The sequence below is a fragment of the Pseudomonas sp. GW821-FHT04C07 genome (assembly GCF_059420325.1).
The window spans coordinates 41,131-58,626 of the sequence record NZ_JBWKTM010000023.1 but is presented as its reverse complement, the minus strand read 5'-3'; the positions used below and the strand labels follow the sequence as shown (position 1 = coordinate 58,626).

Genomic DNA, 17,496 nt, shown 5'->3' with positions numbered 1-17,496 from the left:
CGATGGACGTTAACGATAACGCGTGTTTTCTGAATAAACGCGTCGCCCTTGAGTCCATCGCGAGCAAGCTCGCTCCTACACATCCCCTTAACTGACAGCCTCGCTCCCACAGAAAGCACCCCTACTCTCGCTCAAGTTGACGTTAACGTAAAGGGTGATTGACAGCCGCCCATCGCAGGCTTACGTTAACGTAAAGGTGAGAGCTGATCAGGCGCTCTCCACTCCTGACAAAAAGACCAAAGGTGACCCATGAACTACCCGACCCTGAACTTCGCCCTGGGCGAAACCATCGACATGCTGCGCGATCAGGTTCAGTCCTTCGTCGCCAAAGAGATCGCGCCTCGCGCCGCACAAATCGACATCGACAACCTGTTCCCCGCTGACCTGTGGCGCAAGTTCGGTGACATGGGGTTGCTCGGGATCACCGTGCCGGAAGAGTACGGCGGCGCCGGTCTGGGCTATCTGGCCCACGTGGTAGCCATGGAAGAAATCAGCCGCGGCTCGGCCTCGGTCGCCCTCTCCTACGGCGCGCACTCCAACCTGTGCGTCAACCAGATCAACCGTAACGGCAACCATGAACAGAAAACCAGGTACCTGCCGAAACTGATCAGCGGCGAACACATCGGCGCGCTGGCCATGAGTGAGCCGAATGCCGGCTCGGACGTGGTTTCGATGAAATTGCGCGCCGACAAACGCGGCGACCATTTTGTCCTCAACGGCAGCAAGACCTGGATCACCAACGGCCCGGATGCCAACACCTATGTGATCTACGCCAAGACCGACCTGGAAAAAGGCCCCCACGGCATCAGCGCCTTCATCGTCGAGCGTGACTGGAAAGGCTTCAGCCGCAGCAACAAGTTCGACAAACTCGGCATGCGCGGTTCGAACACCTGCGAGCTGTTCTTCGACGACGTCGAAGTCCCGGAAGAGAACCTGCTGGGCGCCCTCAACGGCGGCGTCAAAGTCCTGATGAGTGGCCTCGATTACGAGCGCGTGGTGCTCTCCGGTGGCCCGACCGGGATCATGCAAGCCTGTATGGACCTGGTGGTGCCCTACATCCATGACCGCAAACAGTTCGGCCAGAGCATCGGTGAGTTCCAGCTGATCCAGGGCAAAGTCGCCGACATGTATACCCAACTCAACGCCAGCCGAGCCTATCTCTATGCCGTGGCCCAAGCCTGTGAGCGTGGCGAAACCGCCCGCAAGGACGCCGCCGGGGTGATCCTCTACAGCGCCGAATGCGCGACCCGAATGGCCCTCGACGCGATCCAGATCCTCGGTGGTAACGGCTACATCAACGAATTCCCGGCAGGCCGTCTGCTGCGCGACGCCAAGCTGTATGAAATCGGTGCCGGCACCAGTGAGATCCGTCGCATGCTGATCGGTCGTGAACTGTTCAACGAAACCCGCTAACGGAGCGAGCGCCCCATGGCAATTTTGCATACCCAGCTCAACCCGCGGTCGGCGGAGTTCGCGACCAATAGCGCGGCCATGCTCGAACAGGTCGACGCGCTGCACACACTGCTCGCCCAGGTCCAGCAAGGCGGCGGCCTCAAGGCGCAGGAGCGCCACACCTCGCGGGGCAAACTGCTGCCGCGCGAGCGAATCAATCGCCTGCTCGATCCGGGTTCAGCATTTCTGGAAATCAGCCAATTGGCGGCCTATGGGGTGTACGGCGAAGATGTTCCGGCGGCCGGAGTGATTGCCGGGATCGGCCGGGTCGAGGGCGTCGAATGCATGATCGTCGCCAACGACGCCACGGTAAAAGGTGGTTCCTACTACCCGTTGACCGTAAAAAAACACCTGCGCGCGCAAACCATCGCCCAGCAGAACCGCCTGCCGTGCATCTATCTGGTGGACTCCGGCGGCGCCAACCTGCCGCGTCAGGATGAAGTGTTCCCGGACCGCGAGCACTTCGGCCGAATCTTCTTCAACCAGGCCAACATGAGCGCCATGGGCATTCCGCAGATCGCCGTCGTCATGGGCTCCTGCACCGCCGGTGGCGCCTACGTGCCGGCCATGGCCGACGAAGCGATCATGGTCCGCCAGCAGGCCACCATCTTCCTCGCTGGCCCACCGCTGGTGAAAGCGGCCACCGGTGAAGTGGTCAGCGCCGAAGACCTCGGTGGTGCCGATGTGCACTGCAAGATTTCCGGTGTCGCCGACCATTACGCCGACAGCGATGAACACGCGCTGGCACTCGCTCGACGCAGCGTCGCCAACCTCAACTGGCGCAAGCTCGGTGAGCTACAACAGCGCGCACCGATTGCCCCGCTGTTCGCCAGCGATGAGCTGTACGGCGTAGTGCCGGCCGACGCCAAGCAACCGTTCGATGTGCGTGAAGTCATCGCCCGGCTGGTAGACGGCTCGGTGTTCGATGAATTCAAAGCGCTGTTCGGTACCACGCTGGTCTGCGGTTTTGCCCATCTGCACGGCTATCCGATTGCGATTCTCGCCAACAACGGCATCCTCTTCGCCGAAGCCGCGCAGAAAGGTGCGCACTTCATCGAACTGGCCTGTCAGCGCGGCATTCCCCTGCTGTTTCTGCAGAATATCACCGGTTTCATGGTCGGCCAGAAATACGAGGCCGGAGGCATCGCCAAGCACGGCGCAAAACTGGTGACCGCGGTGGCCTGCGCCAAGGTGCCGAAGTTCACCGTGATCATCGGCGGCAGCTTCGGTGCCGGTAACTACGGCATGTGTGGCCGCGCCTACGATCCACGCTTTTTGTGGATGTGGCCCAATGCACGAATTGGCGTGATGGGGGCAGAACAGGCCGCCGGCGTACTGGTGCAGGTCAAGCGTGAACAGGCGGAACGCGGCGGTCATCCCTTCTCCGACGCTCAGGAAGCCGAGATCAAGCAACCGATCCTCGACCAGTACGAACGGCAAGGCCATCCCTACTACTCCAGTGCACGGTTGTGGGACGACGGCGTCATCGACCCGGCGCAGACCCGCGATGTCTTGGCCCTGGCCTTGTCGGCCTCGTTGAATGCCCCTATCGAACCGAGCCGCTTCGGTGTGTTCCGCATGTGACTTGGAGCGAAAAAACATGAACGACTTCAACACCCTCGAACTGCTGACCGACTCCCGTGGTTTCGCCACGTTGTGGCTCAGCCGCGAACAAAAGAACAACGCCTTCAACGCCGAGATGATCCGCGAACTGATCATCGCCCTGGATCAGGTCCAGAGTGACACGAGCCTGCGTTTTCTGCTGGTGCGCGGGCGCGGCAAGCATTTCAGCGCCGGCGCCGATCTGGCCTGGATGCAGCAGTCGGCCGAACTCGACTATCACACCAACCTCGACGACGCCCGCGAGCTCGCAGAGCTGATGTACAACCTGGCCAAGCTGAAGATCCCGACCCTGGCGGTAGTGCAAGGCGCGGCCTTTGGCGGTGCGCTCGGCTTGATCAGTTGCTGCGACATGGCTATCGGTACTGACGATGCGCAGTTCTGTCTCTCGGAAGTGCGCATCGGCCTGGCGCCGGCGGTGATCAGTCCGTTCGTGGTCCAGGCCATCGGCGAGCGCGCGGCGCGGCGCTATGCCCTGACCGCCGAACGTTTCGGTGGGCAACGGGCACGGGAAATAGGCTTGCTTGCCGAAAGCTATCCGGCCGCCGAGCTTGAGCAACAGGTCGAGCTCTGGATCAACAACCTGCTGCTCAATAGCCCCTGCGCCATGCGCGCCAGCAAAGACTTGCTGCGCGAAGTCGGCCACGGTGCGCTGACCCCGGCACTGCGCCGCTACACCGAAAACGCCATTGCGCGGATCCGCGTCAGCCCCGAAGGTCAGGAAGGCCTGCGCGCCTTCCTGCAAAAACGTCCGCCAAGCTGGCAGCCCGACACGACCACCAAGGAGCCGCGTTGATGAGCGCCCCTCTTCTTACCACCCTGCTGGTGGCCAACCGCGGCGAAATCGCCTGCCGCGTGATGCGCACCGCCAAGGCCCTGGGCCTGACCACCGTTGCGGTGCACAGCGCCACCGACCGCGATGCACGGCACAGTCGCGAAGCCGATATCCGCGTCGACCTGGGCGGCAGCAAAGCCGCTGACAGCTACCTGCAGATCGACAAACTGATCGCCGCTGCCAACGCCAGCGGCGCCCAGGCCATTCACCCCGGTTACGGTTTCCTCTCGGAAAACGCCGGGTTCGCCCGCGCCATCGAAGCCGCGGGTTTGATCTTCCTCGGCCCGCCCGCGTCGGCCATCGACGCCATGGGTAGCAAATCCGCCGCCAAGGCCCTGATGGAAGCCGCTGGCGTGCCGTTGGTACCCGGTTACCACGGCGAAGCCCAGGATCTGGAAACCTTCCGTGACGCCTGCGAGCGCATCGGCTATCCAGTGCTGCTCAAGGCCACGGCCGGTGGCGGCGGTAAAGGCATGAAAGTGGTCGAGGATGTCAGCCAGCTGGCCGAAGCCCTGGCCTCGGCTCAGCGTGAAGCGCAATCCTCGTTCGGCAATTCGCAGATGCTGGTGGAGAAATACCTGCTCAAGCCTCGCCATGTGGAAATCCAGGTGTTCGCCGATCAGCATGGCAACTGCCTGTACCTCAACGAACGCGACTGCTCGATCCAGCGCCGCCACCAGAAAGTCGTCGAGGAAGCGCCGGCGCCGGGTCTGAGTCCCGAACTGCGCCAGGCCATGGGTGAGTCTGCCGTGCGCGCGGCTCAGGCGATTGGTTATGTCGGCGCGGGCACCGTGGAATTTTTGCTGGATTCGCGCGGCGAGTTCTTCTTCATGGAGATGAACACGCGCTTGCAGGTCGAGCATCCGGTCACCGAAGCCATTACTGGCCTCGACCTGGTGGCCTGGCAGATTCGCGTCGCTCAAGGCGAAGCGCTGCCAATGACTCAGGAACAGGTCCCGTTACGGGGCCACGCCATCGAAGTGCGGTTGTATGCCGAAGATCCGGGCAATGATTTCTTGCCGGCCACTGGCCGTCTTGATCTGTATCGCGAATCGGCAGCAGGCCCGGGACGTCGCGTCGACAGCGGCGTGGAAGAAGGTGACATTGTTTCGCCGTTTTACGACCCGATGCTCGGCAAGCTGATCGCCTGGGGCGAGAACCGTGAGCAGGCGCGTTTAAGGTTACTGAGCATGCTCGATGAGTTCGCCATCGGCGGGCTGAAAACCAACATCAGCTTCCTGCGACGTATCGTTGGCCACCCGGCCTTCGCGGCGGCGGAACTCGATACCGGGTTTATTCCGCGCTATCAGGAACAACTGCTGCCCGCACCGAACGAGCTGAACGATGAGTTCTGGCAAGCCGCGGCTCAAGCCTTTGCTCAAAGCCTGCCGGACACCGTGCGTGAAGATGACCGTAGTTCGCCGTGGGCGATTGCCAGCGGTTTGCGTTTCGGGTTGCCGGCACAAACCACCCTGCATTTGACTTGTGAGGGGCAGGACAAAGCGGTCACCCTGGACATTGCCGGCACTCGCTCTGCCGAGCTTTCGGGCGAGCAGTTACTGATCGAGCGCGACGGCCTGCGTCGCCAACATCGGGCAATACGCCATAGCGATACGCTCTATCTGCACTGGGAAGGCGATCTGCGCAGCATCAAGCCTTACGATCCGATTGTCGAGGTCGAGGCCAGCCACAGCCATCACGCTGGCCTCACAGCACCGATGAACGGCAGTATCGTGCGAGTGCTGGTGGAGGCCGGCCAAACCGTCGAAGCCGGCGCGCAATTGGTGGTACTGGAAGCCATGAAGATGGAACACAGCATTCGCGCACCCCATGCCGGAGTGATCAAAGCGCTGTATTGCCTGGAAGGCGAGATGGTCAGCGAAGGCAGTGCGTTGGTGGAATTGGAGGAGTAAGCGCGGTGAAGTGATCGGTCCGACGCGTTGCGCAGGACCGATCAGGCTAGAACTTCATCGTGGCTTGCATCACCACGCCGATGATTCGGCATTCATCGGTGTAGAGGGTTTTCGGATAAGTCGGGTTGAGCGGGACGAGATAACGTTGTCCGCTCTCCTCCATCAACTTGCGAAAGGTCGCTTCAGCGCTGCCCGGCCAGCGAGCAATAACCAGTTTGCCTGGCACCGCTTCAACGGCCGGATCGACCAGAATCAGCATATCTTGCGCAATACTGATGCCGCTCGGGGCGGTCATCGCGTCCCCGACCACTACCAGCCAGAACGCCGCGCCCCGAGCATGATAATCGGACAGCTCGTAGCGCCCGCTGGAATAGCCCGCAGGCTCAGTCTCGCGCGCTTCGCACGCACCTTGCCAATCACTGACCGGATAGCGGAAATACGGGTTGTACTTATCTGCCAGTGAAAGTTCGTAGCCCTCGTGCCCGCCCTCCTCATTATTCGAGTCTGAGGGTTCCTTGATTACCAGCGCCACTTCCAGAAACCCCAACCCCAGCTCCTGAAGAACACGGTTCATGTCTTCAATCTTGGGTTGGCGACGTTTGCTCAGCCAGTGGCCGACGCCGCCCTGGGACATTCCGAGGCGCTCTGCGAGTTTCTCTTGAGTGATCTTCAGATCACTCATTTTGGCCTTGACCAATTCGATCCATTTATCCATGGCCGGAACAATACTTTGTGTACTCGGGCTCTCAATACACATATTGTAGTATTTAAATTATCGTCACAAATACACTATGTACTAGTCTTGGATCTACTGACTTGACCCATCATTAGAGCACCCGCAATCATGATCAAACCCAGCAATGACTCGTCGGAAATGGAAACAGATGTCGCCTTCACCTCGTTCAAGGGCAACGCCGCAGCGCAGCGCGCCCTGGACTATTACTTGAAACCAGCTGTTTCAGAGTCCGAAGTCGAGGAAAAACTCTTTGATGTCAAACGCGGTATCAGCAGCGAAGAAGCCATGGTCCACGCCTCGGGCCTGTTGCGTTGCGCAGCGGCAACCGCTTATGAATCCGCGGAAAACCTCTGTGGCACACACCGCGATCTGGCGTTCTCGGTGGTGCATATGATTGATTTGGCCAAAGCCATGGTGGACAGATCGCTGGATGGAAACCTCGCCGATTGAATAGCGTAGCCGGCACCGTCAACGAAATGACGACGTGATGGATTCAATGCGCAGGCGCATTGGAGCGGACAGGAAAGAGATTTCCAATAAGGCGAGGGAAAACATTTGACTTGCAAATGATAATGATTATTATTGCATGCAGCTGGTCGCGAGATCAGTCGATAGCCCAAGAGACCTTAGGTCGGACTCCTGGAATATCTCCTCATCAGGCTAATCACGGTTTTTGACCCGGCTTTTGCCGGGTCTTTTTTTGCCAGTTTTTCTGGCTTGGCTTCAGGCTAATGAAGTCTGGGTACTGCGCTGTTCGAAGGCGGCGATGATATCAAAAGAACATCGCTTTGCAAGAGAGCCTTTCCCCGGCAACGCCGGGAAAATCCGCCAAAAATTAACACTTGAGAACCCACCACACAGTCACTAAGCTGCTGCTGCGTCAAGGACGACGCCCCCCCTTCTTTTTCCCGAAATTGCCCCCTGTTTCCTCCCCCCTTGCGTGTAAAGTAGCCGTCATAAAAATCATACCCAGGTATCCAGACTATGGCCGCGGTTCAAGGCTCATTTCAAATTACTGCCAACTTCGACAGCGGCAACATCCAGGTGCTGGACACCAGCAATCCGCTGCAAGTGCTGCTGGCTATCAAGCCAGACACTCGCAGCCCGCACTTCCAATGGTTCCACTTCAAAGCCAGCGGCCTGCATGTGGGTCAGGAACATTGGTTCCGTCTGAGCAACGCGAGCAAATCGTCCTATAACAAAGCATGGGACGGTTACCAGGCCGTCGCCTCCTACGATCACGTCAACTGGTTTCGTGTGCCGACGATTTTCGAGGGCGACACCTTGCGCTTCAGCCTTGAAGCCAGCGCAACGCATGCCTGGTTCGCGTATTTCGAGCCCTATAGCCGTGGACGCCACGACTGGTTGATCGAGCAGGCGCTGACCAAGGCCGGCACCGAGCTGCTTGCTACCGGCAAAAGCGTCGAAGGCCGCGACATTCAACTGTTGCGCAAAGGCTCCGGCGCCGAAGGTCAACGCAAGGTCTGGATCATCGCTCAACAGCACCCCGGCGAGCATATGGCCGAGTGGTTCATGGAAGGCGTGATCGAGCGCCTGCAGTTGCGTGAAGATCGCGCGATGAAAAAACTCCTGGCCAGCGCCGACCTCTACCTGGTGCCCAACATGAACCCGGATGGCGCTTTCCATGGCCATCTGCGGACCAACGCCATGGGCCAGGACCTCAATCGCGCCTGGCAGAGTGCGAGCCAGGAAATCAGCCCTGAAGTGTTCTTCGTTCAGCAGCAAATGGAAAAGTACGGTGTCGACCTGTTCCTCGATATCCACGGCGACGAAGAAATCCCCTATGTCTTTACCGCCGGCTGCGAAGGCAATCCTGGCTACACGCCACGGATCGAGAATCTCGAAAACCATTTCCGCAGCCACCTGAAACACCTGACCCGCGATTTTCAGACCACCCACGGTTACGCCCGTGACAAACCGGGCAAAGCCAATATGACTCTGGCCTGCAACAGCGTCGGCGAGAAATTCGATTGCCTGTCGTTGACCCTGGAAATGCCGTTCAAGGACAACAATGATGCGCCGAATGCGCTGACCGGTTGGTCGGGCAAGCGTTCAATGGACTTGGGTAAGGATGTATTGAGTACGATTGCGGATATGGTCGAAATATTGCGCTAAGCCTGCTTTTGGACTGCATGCCATCAACAGAGGGCTCGCAGTCCACTCACTCCACCGCCACCCGCCGACAATCCTCAGGCCCCAACAACCGCCCATCTTCAGCGCGCAACTCCAGGCGCCGCACCGGTTGCCCATTCTCTCGGTCGACCACTAGCGAATGCGGCTCCCCCGCCTCATAGAAAAACGCCTCGCCCCACTGCCGCAAACCGATGATCAGGTTGAACAGGCCTTTGCCCTTCTCCGTCAGCACGTACTCCTGATAAGCACTGCCGTCGGATGCCGGTACCACTTCGAAAATCCCGTGGGCCACGAGCGTACGCAAGCGCGCCGAGAGGATGTTCCTGGCCATGCCGAGGCTGCGCTGGAACTCTCCGAAGCGGCGAATGCCATCGAAGGCATCACGAATGATCAGTAACGACCACCAGTCGCCAATGGCGTCCAGTGAGCGGGCGACCGGGCACTCGGCGCCCGCAAGACTTGTGCGTTGGACCATGGTTGAACTCGCAGATCGAAGAACAGGAAAGTGGTTGCAATATAAAACCAGCCTCACTACCGTACAACTGGTTTTATTACGAAACTACTTTCCAGGAGTCAGGCATGGAGCTTGAATCACCGATCCGTCACCCTTCTACGCAGCCACGCCTGAACAGTGGCGTGGTGTTGCTGTTCGCCGTTGCCTGCGGGCTAGCGGTCGGCAATGTCTATTACGCGCAGCCTTTGCTTGATGCCATGGCTCAGGCCTTCGCCATGGACCCGGCAACCATTGGCATCGTCGTGACCCTGACCCAGGTCGGTTACGGGTTGGGCTTGCTGCTGTTGGTACCCCTGGGAGACTTGCTCAACCGCAGGCGTTTGATTGTCGGTCAGACGCTACTGTCGACACTCGCACTGGTAATGATCGCCCTCGCACCGAACAGTCTCTGGCTGCTGATCGGCATGGCGCTGACCGGCCTGTTGGCGGTGGTGACTCAAGTGCTGGTGGCCTATGCGGCGACCCTGGCGCTGCCGACTGAACGTGGCCGGGTGGTGGGCGTAGTCACCAGCGGCATCGTTATCGGCATCCTGCTGGCGCGCACGGTAGCGGGGAGCATGGCCGACCTTGCTGGTTGGCGTTCGGTCTATCTGCTTTCAGCGGGACTGACATTACTGATGGCCCTGTTGCTGTTTCGTGTGCTTCCGGGGAGCGAACACGCGAAGCCAGCCAGTTCCTATGTTCAGTTGATTGGCTCGGTATTTACCCTGTTCAAGGAAGAGAAAATCCTGCGTGATCGAGCGGTCATCGCCATGCTGATTTTCGCTGCGGGCACGGTGCTGTGGACCCCCATGGTCCTGCCCCTGAGCGCACCACCGCTGTCGCTGTCACACACCGAGATCGGCTTGTTCGGCCTCGCCGGTGCCTTTGGCGCGCTCGGCGCAGCACGCGCCGGACATCTGGCAGACCGCGGTCTGGCCCAATGGACCAGCGGCCTGGCACTTTCGCTGATGCTGGTCTCCTGGCTGGCCATCGCCTTCACTCAGTCATCATTGTGGGCACTGTTGCTCGGTGTGATTACGTTCGACCTGGGCTTGCAAGCGGTACACGTCACCAGCCAGAGCATGATCTACAGCGTGCGCCCCGAGGCCCAAAGCCGGTTGGCCGCGGGCTACATGCTGTTCTATTCGATCGGTAGCGCGTTGGGTTCGATCAGCTCAACAGCAATCTATGCCTGGTCAGGCTGGATCGGTGTTTGCCTGCTGGGTGCAGGGATCAACGCCGTGGCCTTGGGGTATTGGCTGTTGACCCTGAAAGGCGGCGTGTTCCAACAATGCGCCGCAGAGACCTGATGCGAGGAACAGCACACCTGCATAGCAGCTGGCGTAGCCTGCTCGCGTCAGGGTTCAGCTGTGATCCTTGCCGAATAACATGCTCTGCAATACCCCATCACGACGCACCCAACCATGGAACAGCGCCGCCGCCAGATGCAGCAGCACGGTCAAGAACAGCAGGTACGCCAGATAACCGTGGGCTTTGCGCAGGAAAGCAAAGGTCTGCGCATTGGCCGGCACTATCGACGGCAGTTGCAGCGAACTGCTAAGCATCACCGGATCACCGGCCGCCGAGATCATCGTCCAGCCTAACAGCGGCAGTATCAGCATCAAGGCGTACAGCAACACATGGGACGCCTTGGCCGCCAGCGCCTGCCATCCTGGCAGGTCAGCCGGCAGCGGTGGTTGCCGGGTCGAGAAGCGCACGGCCAGACGCACGATGACCAGCAGCAGAATCGCCACACCCAAAGGTTTGTGGATATGGATCAGCCATTCGTGACGCTCGGACACCGAGGCCACCATGCCCGCGCCGATAAACAGCATGGCGATGACCATCAGCGCCATCAGCCAGTGCAGCAGCCGCGCCAGGGGAGCGAAATGATTCGGTTGGGCGCTCATGGGTGCGACTCCTGTGTAGCGGCGGGCAATTGGCTGACTTCACTGGTGCGACGCAGATAGGACTTGGCGTACGCCGCAGAGCGGGCGGCCAGCAATGGGTCGTCGGAACCTTCGATGCCACTCGGCAAAATCAGCGGGTCGTAGTTGATGTCGCGGCACTCGCCGTTGCTTTGCGGCTGGGTGCTCTCAAGCACCAGCGTGCCGGCATTCAGTACTTTTCTATCGTTAGGCCAGGCTTTGCTGGCGTCATTGGCGGGATCACCGGGATTGGCCAGGGTGATGTTCAGCTGCCAACGCAACGGTCCGGCGGCCAGTCGCTGGACCAGATCTTTCTCTAGAAAATCACCGCCTTCAGGTGCGCTGGCTCCGGCCGCATCCTGACTCAGCGGTATCACGCCCCAACGCACGGCCTGACGCTGACCGGCAGCATTCACCAGATAAAACGCGTTGATACTGTTGTAGGTTTCGGTGGCATAGCTGGCCGACGGTTTAGCGGTCTTGACCCACTGCAGGAACGGCGCGGTTTCCGGATGCGCGGCAAAGAACGCCGCAGGGCCCGCAGGATTCGGCTTGCCGGTGGCCGGGTCCGGAGAACTGGCCTGTTGCAGTTGATAGAAGGCTTCGGGCGTGCCCACCGGGAACACCGGCATGCTGTTCATACCCGTGCGCCACTGTTGACCATTGGCCTGAGTGAAACGCAGCGCCAGACTACGGATCGGAACGCTGTTGTCCGGCGCATAAGGATTGCCGCCGGGCAACGCGAACCGCCCCACCACTGGCGTACGCGCCTCGCTGAACACCTGTGCGCTGGAAAACTCACGGACCTGGCCGCTGCTCTCGAAGTAACCGGCCACGCACACGCCTTTGGCGTGATTGCGCCGGAACCCCGGATGCGCTCCATTGTTTTTCTCCAGCACATCGACCAGCGCGTTGGGCGTCAGGCGCTGTGGGTCGAAGGTACCGTGAACATAGGCAAACGCCCCGGCAATACCCGCGACCACCACGGCAATACCCGCCAGGCGTACGGTCAGGCTCATGGCACTCAGCCCAGGCCTGATTGGCCGCGCAGGCGGCGGTGAGCGATCAACCATGAAAAACTCCAGGGCCGTGGGCCGCAGGTGAGAAGGATCAATCAGACGAAGCCCGGAAAGGTTTATTCCATCGCTCGGTATTTATTTTTACAGGCGTGGAATACCCTTCAATGCCGGGCGTCTTCCTAGTCCCAAGCGTAGTGACTAGCCAGCATTTCATGAACGATCTCGACGAACAGTTACGCGAACTCATCCCAAGGCTTCGGCGGTTTGCCGTGTCGTTGACCCGTAACCCGAGCAGCGCTGACGATCTGCTGCAATCGTGCCTTGAGCGAGCGCTGTCGAGTTGGGCCGATAAACGTCCCGAGGGCGATCTGCGTGCCTGGCTGTTCTCGATTCTCTATCGGCAGTTTCTCGACGCCCATCGGCGCTCGCGGCGCTATGCGCGGATGCTGGAATTCTTCACCGGCCGCGATGATGCACAGCCCTCGGTCGAACGCACGGTGATCGCCCAGTCGACCCTCCAGGCGTTCGATCGACTGACCGCCGAGCAGCGCGCGCTGCTGCTCTGGGTCTCGGTGGAAGGCTTGAGCTACAAGGAAGTCGCCGAGATTCTCGACGTTCCCACCGGCACCGTGATGTCTCGCCTGTCCCGCGCCCGCCAGGCCTTGCGCCAGTTCAGCGACGGCGAAATCACCAGCCCTTCTCTGCGGATACTCAAATGATCAGCATGCCCCCAAGCGTCAGCGACCTGCACGCCTACGTCGACCATCAGCTCAGCGATGCCGATCGGCGCCTGGTCGAGACTTATCTGGCGGCTCAGCCTGAAGTCGCGGCGCAAGTCGAAGCCTGGCAGCAGGATGCACAACAATTGCGCGCGGCATTGAGCGGCGCCTTGCAGCAACCGGCCAACCCGAATCTCGACCCGGCCGTTATTCGTCAGCGCCTCAAGCGTCAGTCGCGACGCAATCTGACCAGCGCCGCCGTGCTGTTGATCGCCGTCAGTGTGGGTGGGTTGAGCGGCTGGCAAGCACGGGAAATGACCATGGTCGGCGCACCACCGCCGATGACCGACGCCATGCAGGCGTACCGGATGTTCGCCCAGCAAGGCATCCTTCCAGCCGATTTTAAAGTGCAGGGCAACGGCGACATGCAATCCTGGCTAGACCGCTATTTCACCCAGGCCAACCGTATGCCCGACCTGCAGAACGCCGGATTCAAAGCGGTCAGCGGACGCTTGTTAAGCACCGAACAAGGGCCAGCGGCGATGGTGCTATATGAGGATCAGAATGGGCGGAAGGTCAGCTTCTACATTCGCCCACCGGGACCGAAAAACAACCTGCTGCCGCGAGGCAGTCGACGGGACGGCGAGTTGCAGGCCGAGTATTGGTCAGGTGCCGGATACAACTACGCGATGGTCAGCCCGGCGGATTCATCGGTCGCGCAGATGTTGCAGCAGACGATAAGGTTTTAAAGCCGCGATCTTTTGGGGCACCCAATGCTTCATTGACGGACACCAGCCTCCATCACTCCACCTGTCCAAATACCTGCGAAGGCCGGCGCAGCAGCGGGTCGAACGGGTTGATCCGCGGGCCGATCGCGGCGGCTTCGCGCTTGAGCATTTCCACCACTGTAGGCAGGCGGTCCGGCCCCAGTCGATCACTGATGGTCGCCACGCTCAAGGCCGCCACTGCCCGGCCTTCACGGTCGAGAATCGGCACCGCGACTCCGGCCATGCCCTGCAGTACGCCGGTGTTGCGCCCGGCATACCCGAGGCTGCGGACATTCTCGACTTCCGAGCGTAAAAACACCTCGTCATACAGATGGAAGTCCTTGAGGCGCGGCAGGTTGTAGCGGATCACCGTTTCGCGCTCGTCTTCGGGCAGGAAGGCGAGAATCGCCAGGCTGCCCTGACCTACGCCCAGCGCCACCCTTCCGCCGATATCCCCTGTAAAGGTCCGGATCGGAAATGGCCCTTCGCTGCGGTCCAGACAGATCGCGTCGAACCCGCTGCGCGCCAGCAAAAATAGCGAGTCGCCCAACGACGCCGACAGCCGCAACAACGCCGGGCGCACCAGTTCACGCAGATTGCCGGTGTTCCCGGCGCGGGCCGCCAGGGCGAAGAACTCCAGGCTCAGGCGATAGCGTTTGCTGCGCGCGTCCTGCTCGACCATGCCCTCCTCCATCAGGCTGCGCAGTAAACGGTGGGTGGTCGGCTGCGACAGACCGATACGCTGGGCCAATTGCGTGACCCGCTCACCACCCTGCGCAGTGTCACCCAGGCTGCGGAGCACGGCGAACAGTCTTGAGACCGCACCTACACCGACTTCATTTTTATTTTCGTTCCGCTCAGTGGAATTCATAACGATTTTTCTCGACGATAAATTTACTCACTGAATTAAATTGAAAATAGTCGTTCTTTCAGTGAAATAGGCCATTGAGCCCATCCTAGTCTTCGTCCTAATCTGCGTCCATACAGGGGCGATTCGAACAACAGCGGCAGCCGACTCAAATCGAGCGCCAACGCACCTGGTGGCCTGTGTGGCTAGTTCTGTTAGCCGTACAGGCCACTGACCTCTTTTCGTATCTGCCCATTACAAAAAAGCGCGCCTCGGTGCGCATAACAATCACAGGTGGAACGCAGTTATGGCCTTTGTGCAACTTGAAGGACTATGCAAACGCTATGGCGAGATCGATGCGGTCGTCGCCACACATCTCTCGGTGGAAAAAGGCGAATTCGTCTCGCTGCTCGGTCCCTCCGGTTGCGGCAAGACCACTACCCTGCAAATGATCGCCGGCTTCGTCGAAGTCACCCGCGGGCGGATCCTGCTCGACGGTCGCGACATCACCCACGCCAAACCCAGCAGCCGCGGCCTGGGCGTAGTGTTCCAGAGTTACGCGCTGTTCCCGCATATGAGCGTGCAGGACAACGTCGCCTTCGGCCTGCGCATGCGCAAGGTGCCGAGCGCCGAGGTGCAAAAACGTGTGGCCGCCGTGCTGCAACTGGTACGCCTGACCCAGCATGCCGAACGCTACCCACGGGAGCTGTCCGGTGGCCAGCGTCAGCGCGTCGCCTTGGCCCGGGCGCTGGTGATCGAGCCGCCGGTATTGCTGCTCGACGAACCGCTGTCCAACCTCGACGCCAACCTGCGCGAGGAGATGCAGTTCGAGATCCGCCGTATTCAGCGCGAAGTCGGCATCACTACGCTGATGGTCACCCACGATCAGGCCGAAGCGCTGTCCATCAGCGACCGCGTGGTGGTGATGCAGGCCGGGCGCATCACGCAGATCGACGAGCCCTACAAACTCTACGAACACCCGCGCACCGAGTTCATTTCCGGTTTTGTCGGCAAGGCCAATCTGCTGCCGGGCGAACGTGACAGCGCCGGTATCGCCCAGGTTCGAGGCAGTCGTGGCCAGGGCGAACTGACCTTGAGCCTGCGCCCGGAAAAAATCGATGTGTTGTCAGCAGGTGAAGGTCGTCTGCAAGGCAAACTCCTCAGCCGGTTCTTCCTCGGCAGCCAGTGGCTGTACCGCGTTGACACCGCCCTCGGCGAGATCACGGTAGTACGGCGCAACGACGGCTCGGCGCCCTTGGCCGAGGGCACTGCGGTCGGCCTGGACTGGTCGCCGGGACTGTTGCGGGTGCTCAGCGTCGACGAGGTGCCGGCATGATCCTGCTCGCGGCCATGAAACAAGGGCGCCATGGCTATCTGCTGTCCGCGCCGGCCCTGGCCTTGTACCTCGGTTTGCTGATCCTGCCGCTGGGTCTGAACCTGGTGCTGTCGTTCAACGTCTTCGACTACGGCAGCGGGATAAAAAACGACGCCTACACCCTCAAGCACTACAGCAGCCTGCTCAGTGACTCGTACTTCTACGAGATCTTCTTGCGGACCTTCTGGATCAGCGGCCTGACCACCCTGCTCTGCGTGCTGATCGGTGTACCCGAGGCCTACATCCTCAGCCGGATGGGCACGCCCTGGCGCTCGATTTTCCTGATTCTGATCCTCACTCCGCTGCTGATCTCGGTGGTGGTCCGGGCCTTCGGCTGGAGCTTGCTGCTGGGCGCCGACGGGCTGGTCAACCAGACCCTGCAAGCCCTCGGCGCCGCGCCGATGAAACTGCTCTACACGCCGTTCGCCGTGGTGATCGCACTGGTGCATGTGATGTTGCCGTTCATGATCATTCCGGTCTGGACCTCGCTGCAGAAACTTGACCCCGCCGCCGAGCAGGCCGCTCTTTCGCTGGGTGCCAGCCACGCCAGGGTCATGCGTCTGGTGGTATTGCCGCAGATCATGCCCGGCGTGCTGTCCGGCACCTTGATTGTCTTCGGCTTATCGGCCAGTTCCTTCGCCATCCCCGGTCTACTCGGCGGCCGGCGCCTGAAAATGGTCGCCACGCTGATCTATGACCAATACCTCTCGGAACTCAACTGGCCCATGGGCGCGGCGATTGCCATGGCGCTGCTGCTGATCAATCTGGCGATCATGCTCTCGTGGAACCGGATGATCGAAGGCCGCTACAAGAAGTCATTGGGATAATTCGACATGTCTAGAAACGGTCCTTTCGCCCTGTTGTTCCATGCCCTGGTGGTGCTGTTCATGCTCGCGCCGCTGGCGGTGGTCTGCCTCGTCGCCTTCACCCCGGAAAACACCCTGAGCCTGCCGACCACGGACTTTTCCCTGCGCTGGTTTCGCGCGGTGTTCGAGCGCGCGGACTTTGTCGACGCGTTCTACAACAGCCTGATTCTGGCGTTTTCGGCGGCGAGCCTGGCCACGCTGATCGCGGTGCCCGCCGCCCTGGCCATGACCCGTCATCAGTTTCCGGGACGGGACTTTCTCAATGGTTTGTTCCTCTCGCCGATCATCATTCCGCACCTGGTGCTGGGGGTGGCGCTGCTGCGGTTGTTCGCCTTGATGGGGGTCAATGGCAGTTTCAGCTGGCTGATCTTCGCCCACGTGCTGGTGATCACCCCCTATGTACTGCGTCTGGTGCTGGCGGCGGCCATCGGCCTGGACCGCAGCGCCGAACAGGCCGCCGAGTCCCTCGGTGCCGGGCGTTTCACGCTGTTTCGCCAGATCACCCTGCCGATGATCCTGCCCGGCGTCGCTGGCGGTTGGCTGCTGGCGTTCATCAACAGTTTCGACGAGGTCACGCTGTCGATCTTCGTCACCTCGCCGGCCACCCAGACCTTGCCGGTACGGATGTACGTGTACGCCACCGAATCCATCGATCCGATGATGGCGGCGGTGTCGGCACTGGTGATTACGCTGACCGCGCTGACCATGATTCTGCTCGACCGGGTCTACGGCCTGGATCGGGTTCTGGTGGGTAAACAATGAGGCTGCC

17 protein-coding genes are annotated in these 17,496 nt (G+C 60.5%); 12 read left to right on the top strand and 5 right to left on the bottom strand.

Annotated features, from left to right (window positions below; all coding sequences use genetic code 11):
* Positions 1-249 precede the first annotated feature (249 nt).
* Genes AC07UI_RS28500 through AC07UI_RS28485 form a run of 4 tightly spaced genes read left to right on the top strand, consistent with a single transcriptional unit; the run spans position 250 to position 5,820 of the window.
* Positions 250-1,413, top strand: coding sequence for an isovaleryl-CoA dehydrogenase (locus tag AC07UI_RS28500; RefSeq protein ID WP_494995642.1), 1,164 nt, complete (start codon positions 250-252; stop codon positions 1,411-1,413).
* A 15-nt stretch (positions 1,414-1,428) separates the two neighbouring features.
* Positions 1,429-3,036, top strand: a complete 1,608-nt coding sequence (locus AC07UI_RS28495; RefSeq protein ID WP_494995641.1) for a carboxyl transferase domain-containing protein — start codon at positions 1,429-1,431, stop codon at positions 3,034-3,036.
* Between the two features lie 16 nt (positions 3,037-3,052).
* Positions 3,053-3,868 (top strand): gamma-carboxygeranoyl-CoA hydratase, encoded by an 816-nt coding sequence (locus AC07UI_RS28490; protein ID WP_494995640.1) that lies wholly within the window; start codon positions 3,053-3,055, stop codon positions 3,866-3,868.
* Positions 3,868-5,820: an acetyl-CoA carboxylase biotin carboxylase subunit gene (locus AC07UI_RS28485; RefSeq protein WP_494995639.1), complete on the top strand. Its 1,953-nt coding sequence runs from the start codon at positions 3,868-3,870 to the stop codon at positions 5,818-5,820. The genes AC07UI_RS28490 and AC07UI_RS28485 overlap by 1 nt, the downstream gene beginning before the upstream one ends.
* A gap of 46 nt (positions 5,821-5,866) precedes the next feature.
* Here the strand turns inward: AC07UI_RS28485 and AC07UI_RS28480 are convergent, their stop codons facing one another.
* Entirely contained in the window at positions 5,867-6,535 is a 669-nt protein-coding gene (locus AC07UI_RS28480; protein WP_494995638.1) for a LexA family protein, read from the bottom strand.
* A gap of 129 nt (positions 6,536-6,664) precedes the next feature.
* Here AC07UI_RS28480 and AC07UI_RS28475 point away from each other — a divergent pair, with 129 nt between their 5' ends.
* Complete coding sequence (locus AC07UI_RS28475) at positions 6,665-7,006, top strand: DUF6124 family protein (RefSeq protein ID WP_494995637.1); 342 nt, start codon at positions 6,665-6,667, stop codon at positions 7,004-7,006.
* A 534-nt stretch (positions 7,007-7,540) separates the two neighbouring features.
* The gene (locus AC07UI_RS28470; RefSeq protein ID WP_494995636.1) at positions 7,541-8,692 is read left to right on the top strand and encodes a M14 family metallopeptidase; all 1,152 of its coding nucleotides are present in this window, start codon (positions 7,541-7,543) and stop codon (positions 8,690-8,692) included.
* A gap of 46 nt (positions 8,693-8,738) precedes the next feature.
* Here AC07UI_RS28470 and AC07UI_RS28465 read toward each other — a convergent pair whose 3' ends face one another.
* Positions 8,739-9,185 carry a winged helix-turn-helix transcriptional regulator gene (locus AC07UI_RS28465; protein ID WP_494995635.1) on the bottom strand — a complete coding sequence of 149 codons (447 nt, stop codon included), beginning with the start codon at positions 9,183-9,185 and terminating at the stop codon, positions 8,739-8,741.
* Between the two features lie 104 nt (positions 9,186-9,289).
* Here AC07UI_RS28465 and AC07UI_RS28460 point away from each other — a divergent pair, with 104 nt between their 5' ends.
* Positions 9,290-10,516: an MFS transporter gene (locus AC07UI_RS28460; protein WP_494995634.1), complete on the top strand. Its 1,227-nt coding sequence runs from the start codon at positions 9,290-9,292 to the stop codon at positions 10,514-10,516.
* 54 nt (positions 10,517-10,570) lie between these two features.
* On the opposite strand, the gene AC07UI_RS28455 is transcribed toward AC07UI_RS28460, so the two are convergent.
* Positions 10,571-11,116 (bottom strand): cytochrome b, encoded by a 546-nt coding sequence (locus tag AC07UI_RS28455; RefSeq protein WP_494995633.1) that lies wholly within the window; start codon positions 11,114-11,116, stop codon positions 10,571-10,573.
* Positions 11,113-12,207: a catalase family peroxidase gene (locus AC07UI_RS28450; RefSeq protein WP_494995632.1), complete on the bottom strand. Its 1,095-nt coding sequence runs from the start codon at positions 12,205-12,207 to the stop codon at positions 11,113-11,115. The genes AC07UI_RS28455 and AC07UI_RS28450 overlap by 4 nt, the downstream gene beginning before the upstream one ends.
* Positions 12,208-12,365: 158 nt before the next feature.
* Between AC07UI_RS28450 and AC07UI_RS28445 the strand changes: the two genes are divergently transcribed.
* Complete coding sequence (locus tag AC07UI_RS28445) at positions 12,366-12,872, top strand: sigma-70 family RNA polymerase sigma factor (RefSeq protein WP_494995631.1); 507 nt, start codon at positions 12,366-12,368, stop codon at positions 12,870-12,872.
* On the top strand, positions 12,869-13,621 hold the full coding sequence (locus AC07UI_RS28440) for an anti-sigma factor family protein (protein WP_494995630.1): 753 nt from the start codon (positions 12,869-12,871) through the stop codon (positions 13,619-13,621). Before AC07UI_RS28445 ends, AC07UI_RS28440 begins: the two co-directional genes overlap by 4 nt.
* 52 nt (positions 13,622-13,673) lie before the next feature.
* On the opposite strand, the gene AC07UI_RS28435 is transcribed toward AC07UI_RS28440, so the two are convergent.
* Entirely contained in the window at positions 13,674-14,510 is an 837-nt protein-coding gene (locus tag AC07UI_RS28435) for an IclR family transcriptional regulator (RefSeq protein WP_494995629.1), read from the bottom strand.
* Between the two features lie 283 nt (positions 14,511-14,793).
* Here AC07UI_RS28435 and AC07UI_RS28430 point away from each other — a divergent pair, with 283 nt between their 5' ends.
* Genes AC07UI_RS28430 through AC07UI_RS28420 form a run of 3 tightly spaced genes read left to right on the top strand, consistent with a single transcriptional unit; the run spans position 14,794 to position 17,489 of the window.
* Positions 14,794-15,822: an ABC transporter ATP-binding protein gene (locus AC07UI_RS28430; protein ID WP_494995628.1), complete on the top strand. Its 1,029-nt coding sequence runs from the start codon at positions 14,794-14,796 to the stop codon at positions 15,820-15,822.
* Positions 15,819-16,688 carry an ABC transporter permease gene (locus AC07UI_RS28425; protein WP_494995627.1) on the top strand — a complete coding sequence of 290 codons (870 nt, stop codon included), beginning with the start codon at positions 15,819-15,821 and terminating at the stop codon, positions 16,686-16,688. The genes AC07UI_RS28430 and AC07UI_RS28425 overlap by 4 nt, the downstream gene beginning before the upstream one ends.
* Positions 16,689-16,694: 6 nt before the next feature.
* Positions 16,695-17,489: an ABC transporter permease gene (locus tag AC07UI_RS28420; RefSeq protein WP_494995626.1), complete on the top strand. Its 795-nt coding sequence runs from the start codon at positions 16,695-16,697 to the stop codon at positions 17,487-17,489.
* Positions 17,490-17,496: the final 7 nt, after the last annotated feature.

Bases quoted from the DNA above. Each gene is read 5' to 3' on its own strand.
- AC07UI_RS28500 (WP_494995642.1), top strand. From the start codon at position 250: ATGAACTACCCGACCCTGAACTTCGCCCTGGGCGAAACCATCGACATG.
- AC07UI_RS28495 (WP_494995641.1), top strand. From the start codon at position 1,429: ATGGCAATTTTGCATACCCAGCTCAACCCGCGGTCGGCGGAGTTCGCG.
- AC07UI_RS28490 (WP_494995640.1), top strand. From the start codon at position 3,053: ATGAACGACTTCAACACCCTCGAACTGCTGACCGACTCCCGTGGTTTC.
- AC07UI_RS28485 (WP_494995639.1), top strand. From the start codon at position 3,868: ATGAGCGCCCCTCTTCTTACCACCCTGCTGGTGGCCAACCGCGGCGAA.
- AC07UI_RS28480 (WP_494995638.1), bottom strand. From the start codon at position 6,535: ATGGATAAATGGATCGAATTGGTCAAGGCCAAAATGAGTGATCTGAAG.
- AC07UI_RS28475 (WP_494995637.1), top strand. From the start codon at position 6,665: ATGATCAAACCCAGCAATGACTCGTCGGAAATGGAAACAGATGTCGCC.
- AC07UI_RS28470 (WP_494995636.1), top strand. From the start codon at position 7,541: ATGGCCGCGGTTCAAGGCTCATTTCAAATTACTGCCAACTTCGACAGC.
- AC07UI_RS28465 (WP_494995635.1), bottom strand. From the start codon at position 9,185: ATGGTCCAACGCACAAGTCTTGCGGGCGCCGAGTGCCCGGTCGCCCGC.
- AC07UI_RS28460 (WP_494995634.1), top strand. From the start codon at position 9,290: ATGGAGCTTGAATCACCGATCCGTCACCCTTCTACGCAGCCACGCCTG.
- AC07UI_RS28455 (WP_494995633.1), bottom strand. From the start codon at position 11,116: ATGAGCGCCCAACCGAATCATTTCGCTCCCCTGGCGCGGCTGCTGCAC.
- AC07UI_RS28450 (WP_494995632.1), bottom strand. From the start codon at position 12,207: ATGGTTGATCGCTCACCGCCGCCTGCGCGGCCAATCAGGCCTGGGCTG.
- AC07UI_RS28445 (WP_494995631.1), top strand. From the start codon at position 12,366: ATGAACGATCTCGACGAACAGTTACGCGAACTCATCCCAAGGCTTCGG.
- AC07UI_RS28440 (WP_494995630.1), top strand. From the start codon at position 12,869: ATGATCAGCATGCCCCCAAGCGTCAGCGACCTGCACGCCTACGTCGAC.
- AC07UI_RS28435 (WP_494995629.1), bottom strand. From the start codon at position 14,510: ATGAATTCCACTGAGCGGAACGAAAATAAAAATGAAGTCGGTGTAGGT.
- AC07UI_RS28430 (WP_494995628.1), top strand. From the start codon at position 14,794: ATGGCCTTTGTGCAACTTGAAGGACTATGCAAACGCTATGGCGAGATC.
- AC07UI_RS28425 (WP_494995627.1), top strand. From the start codon at position 15,819: ATGATCCTGCTCGCGGCCATGAAACAAGGGCGCCATGGCTATCTGCTG.
- AC07UI_RS28420 (WP_494995626.1), top strand. From the start codon at position 16,695: ATGTCTAGAAACGGTCCTTTCGCCCTGTTGTTCCATGCCCTGGTGGTG.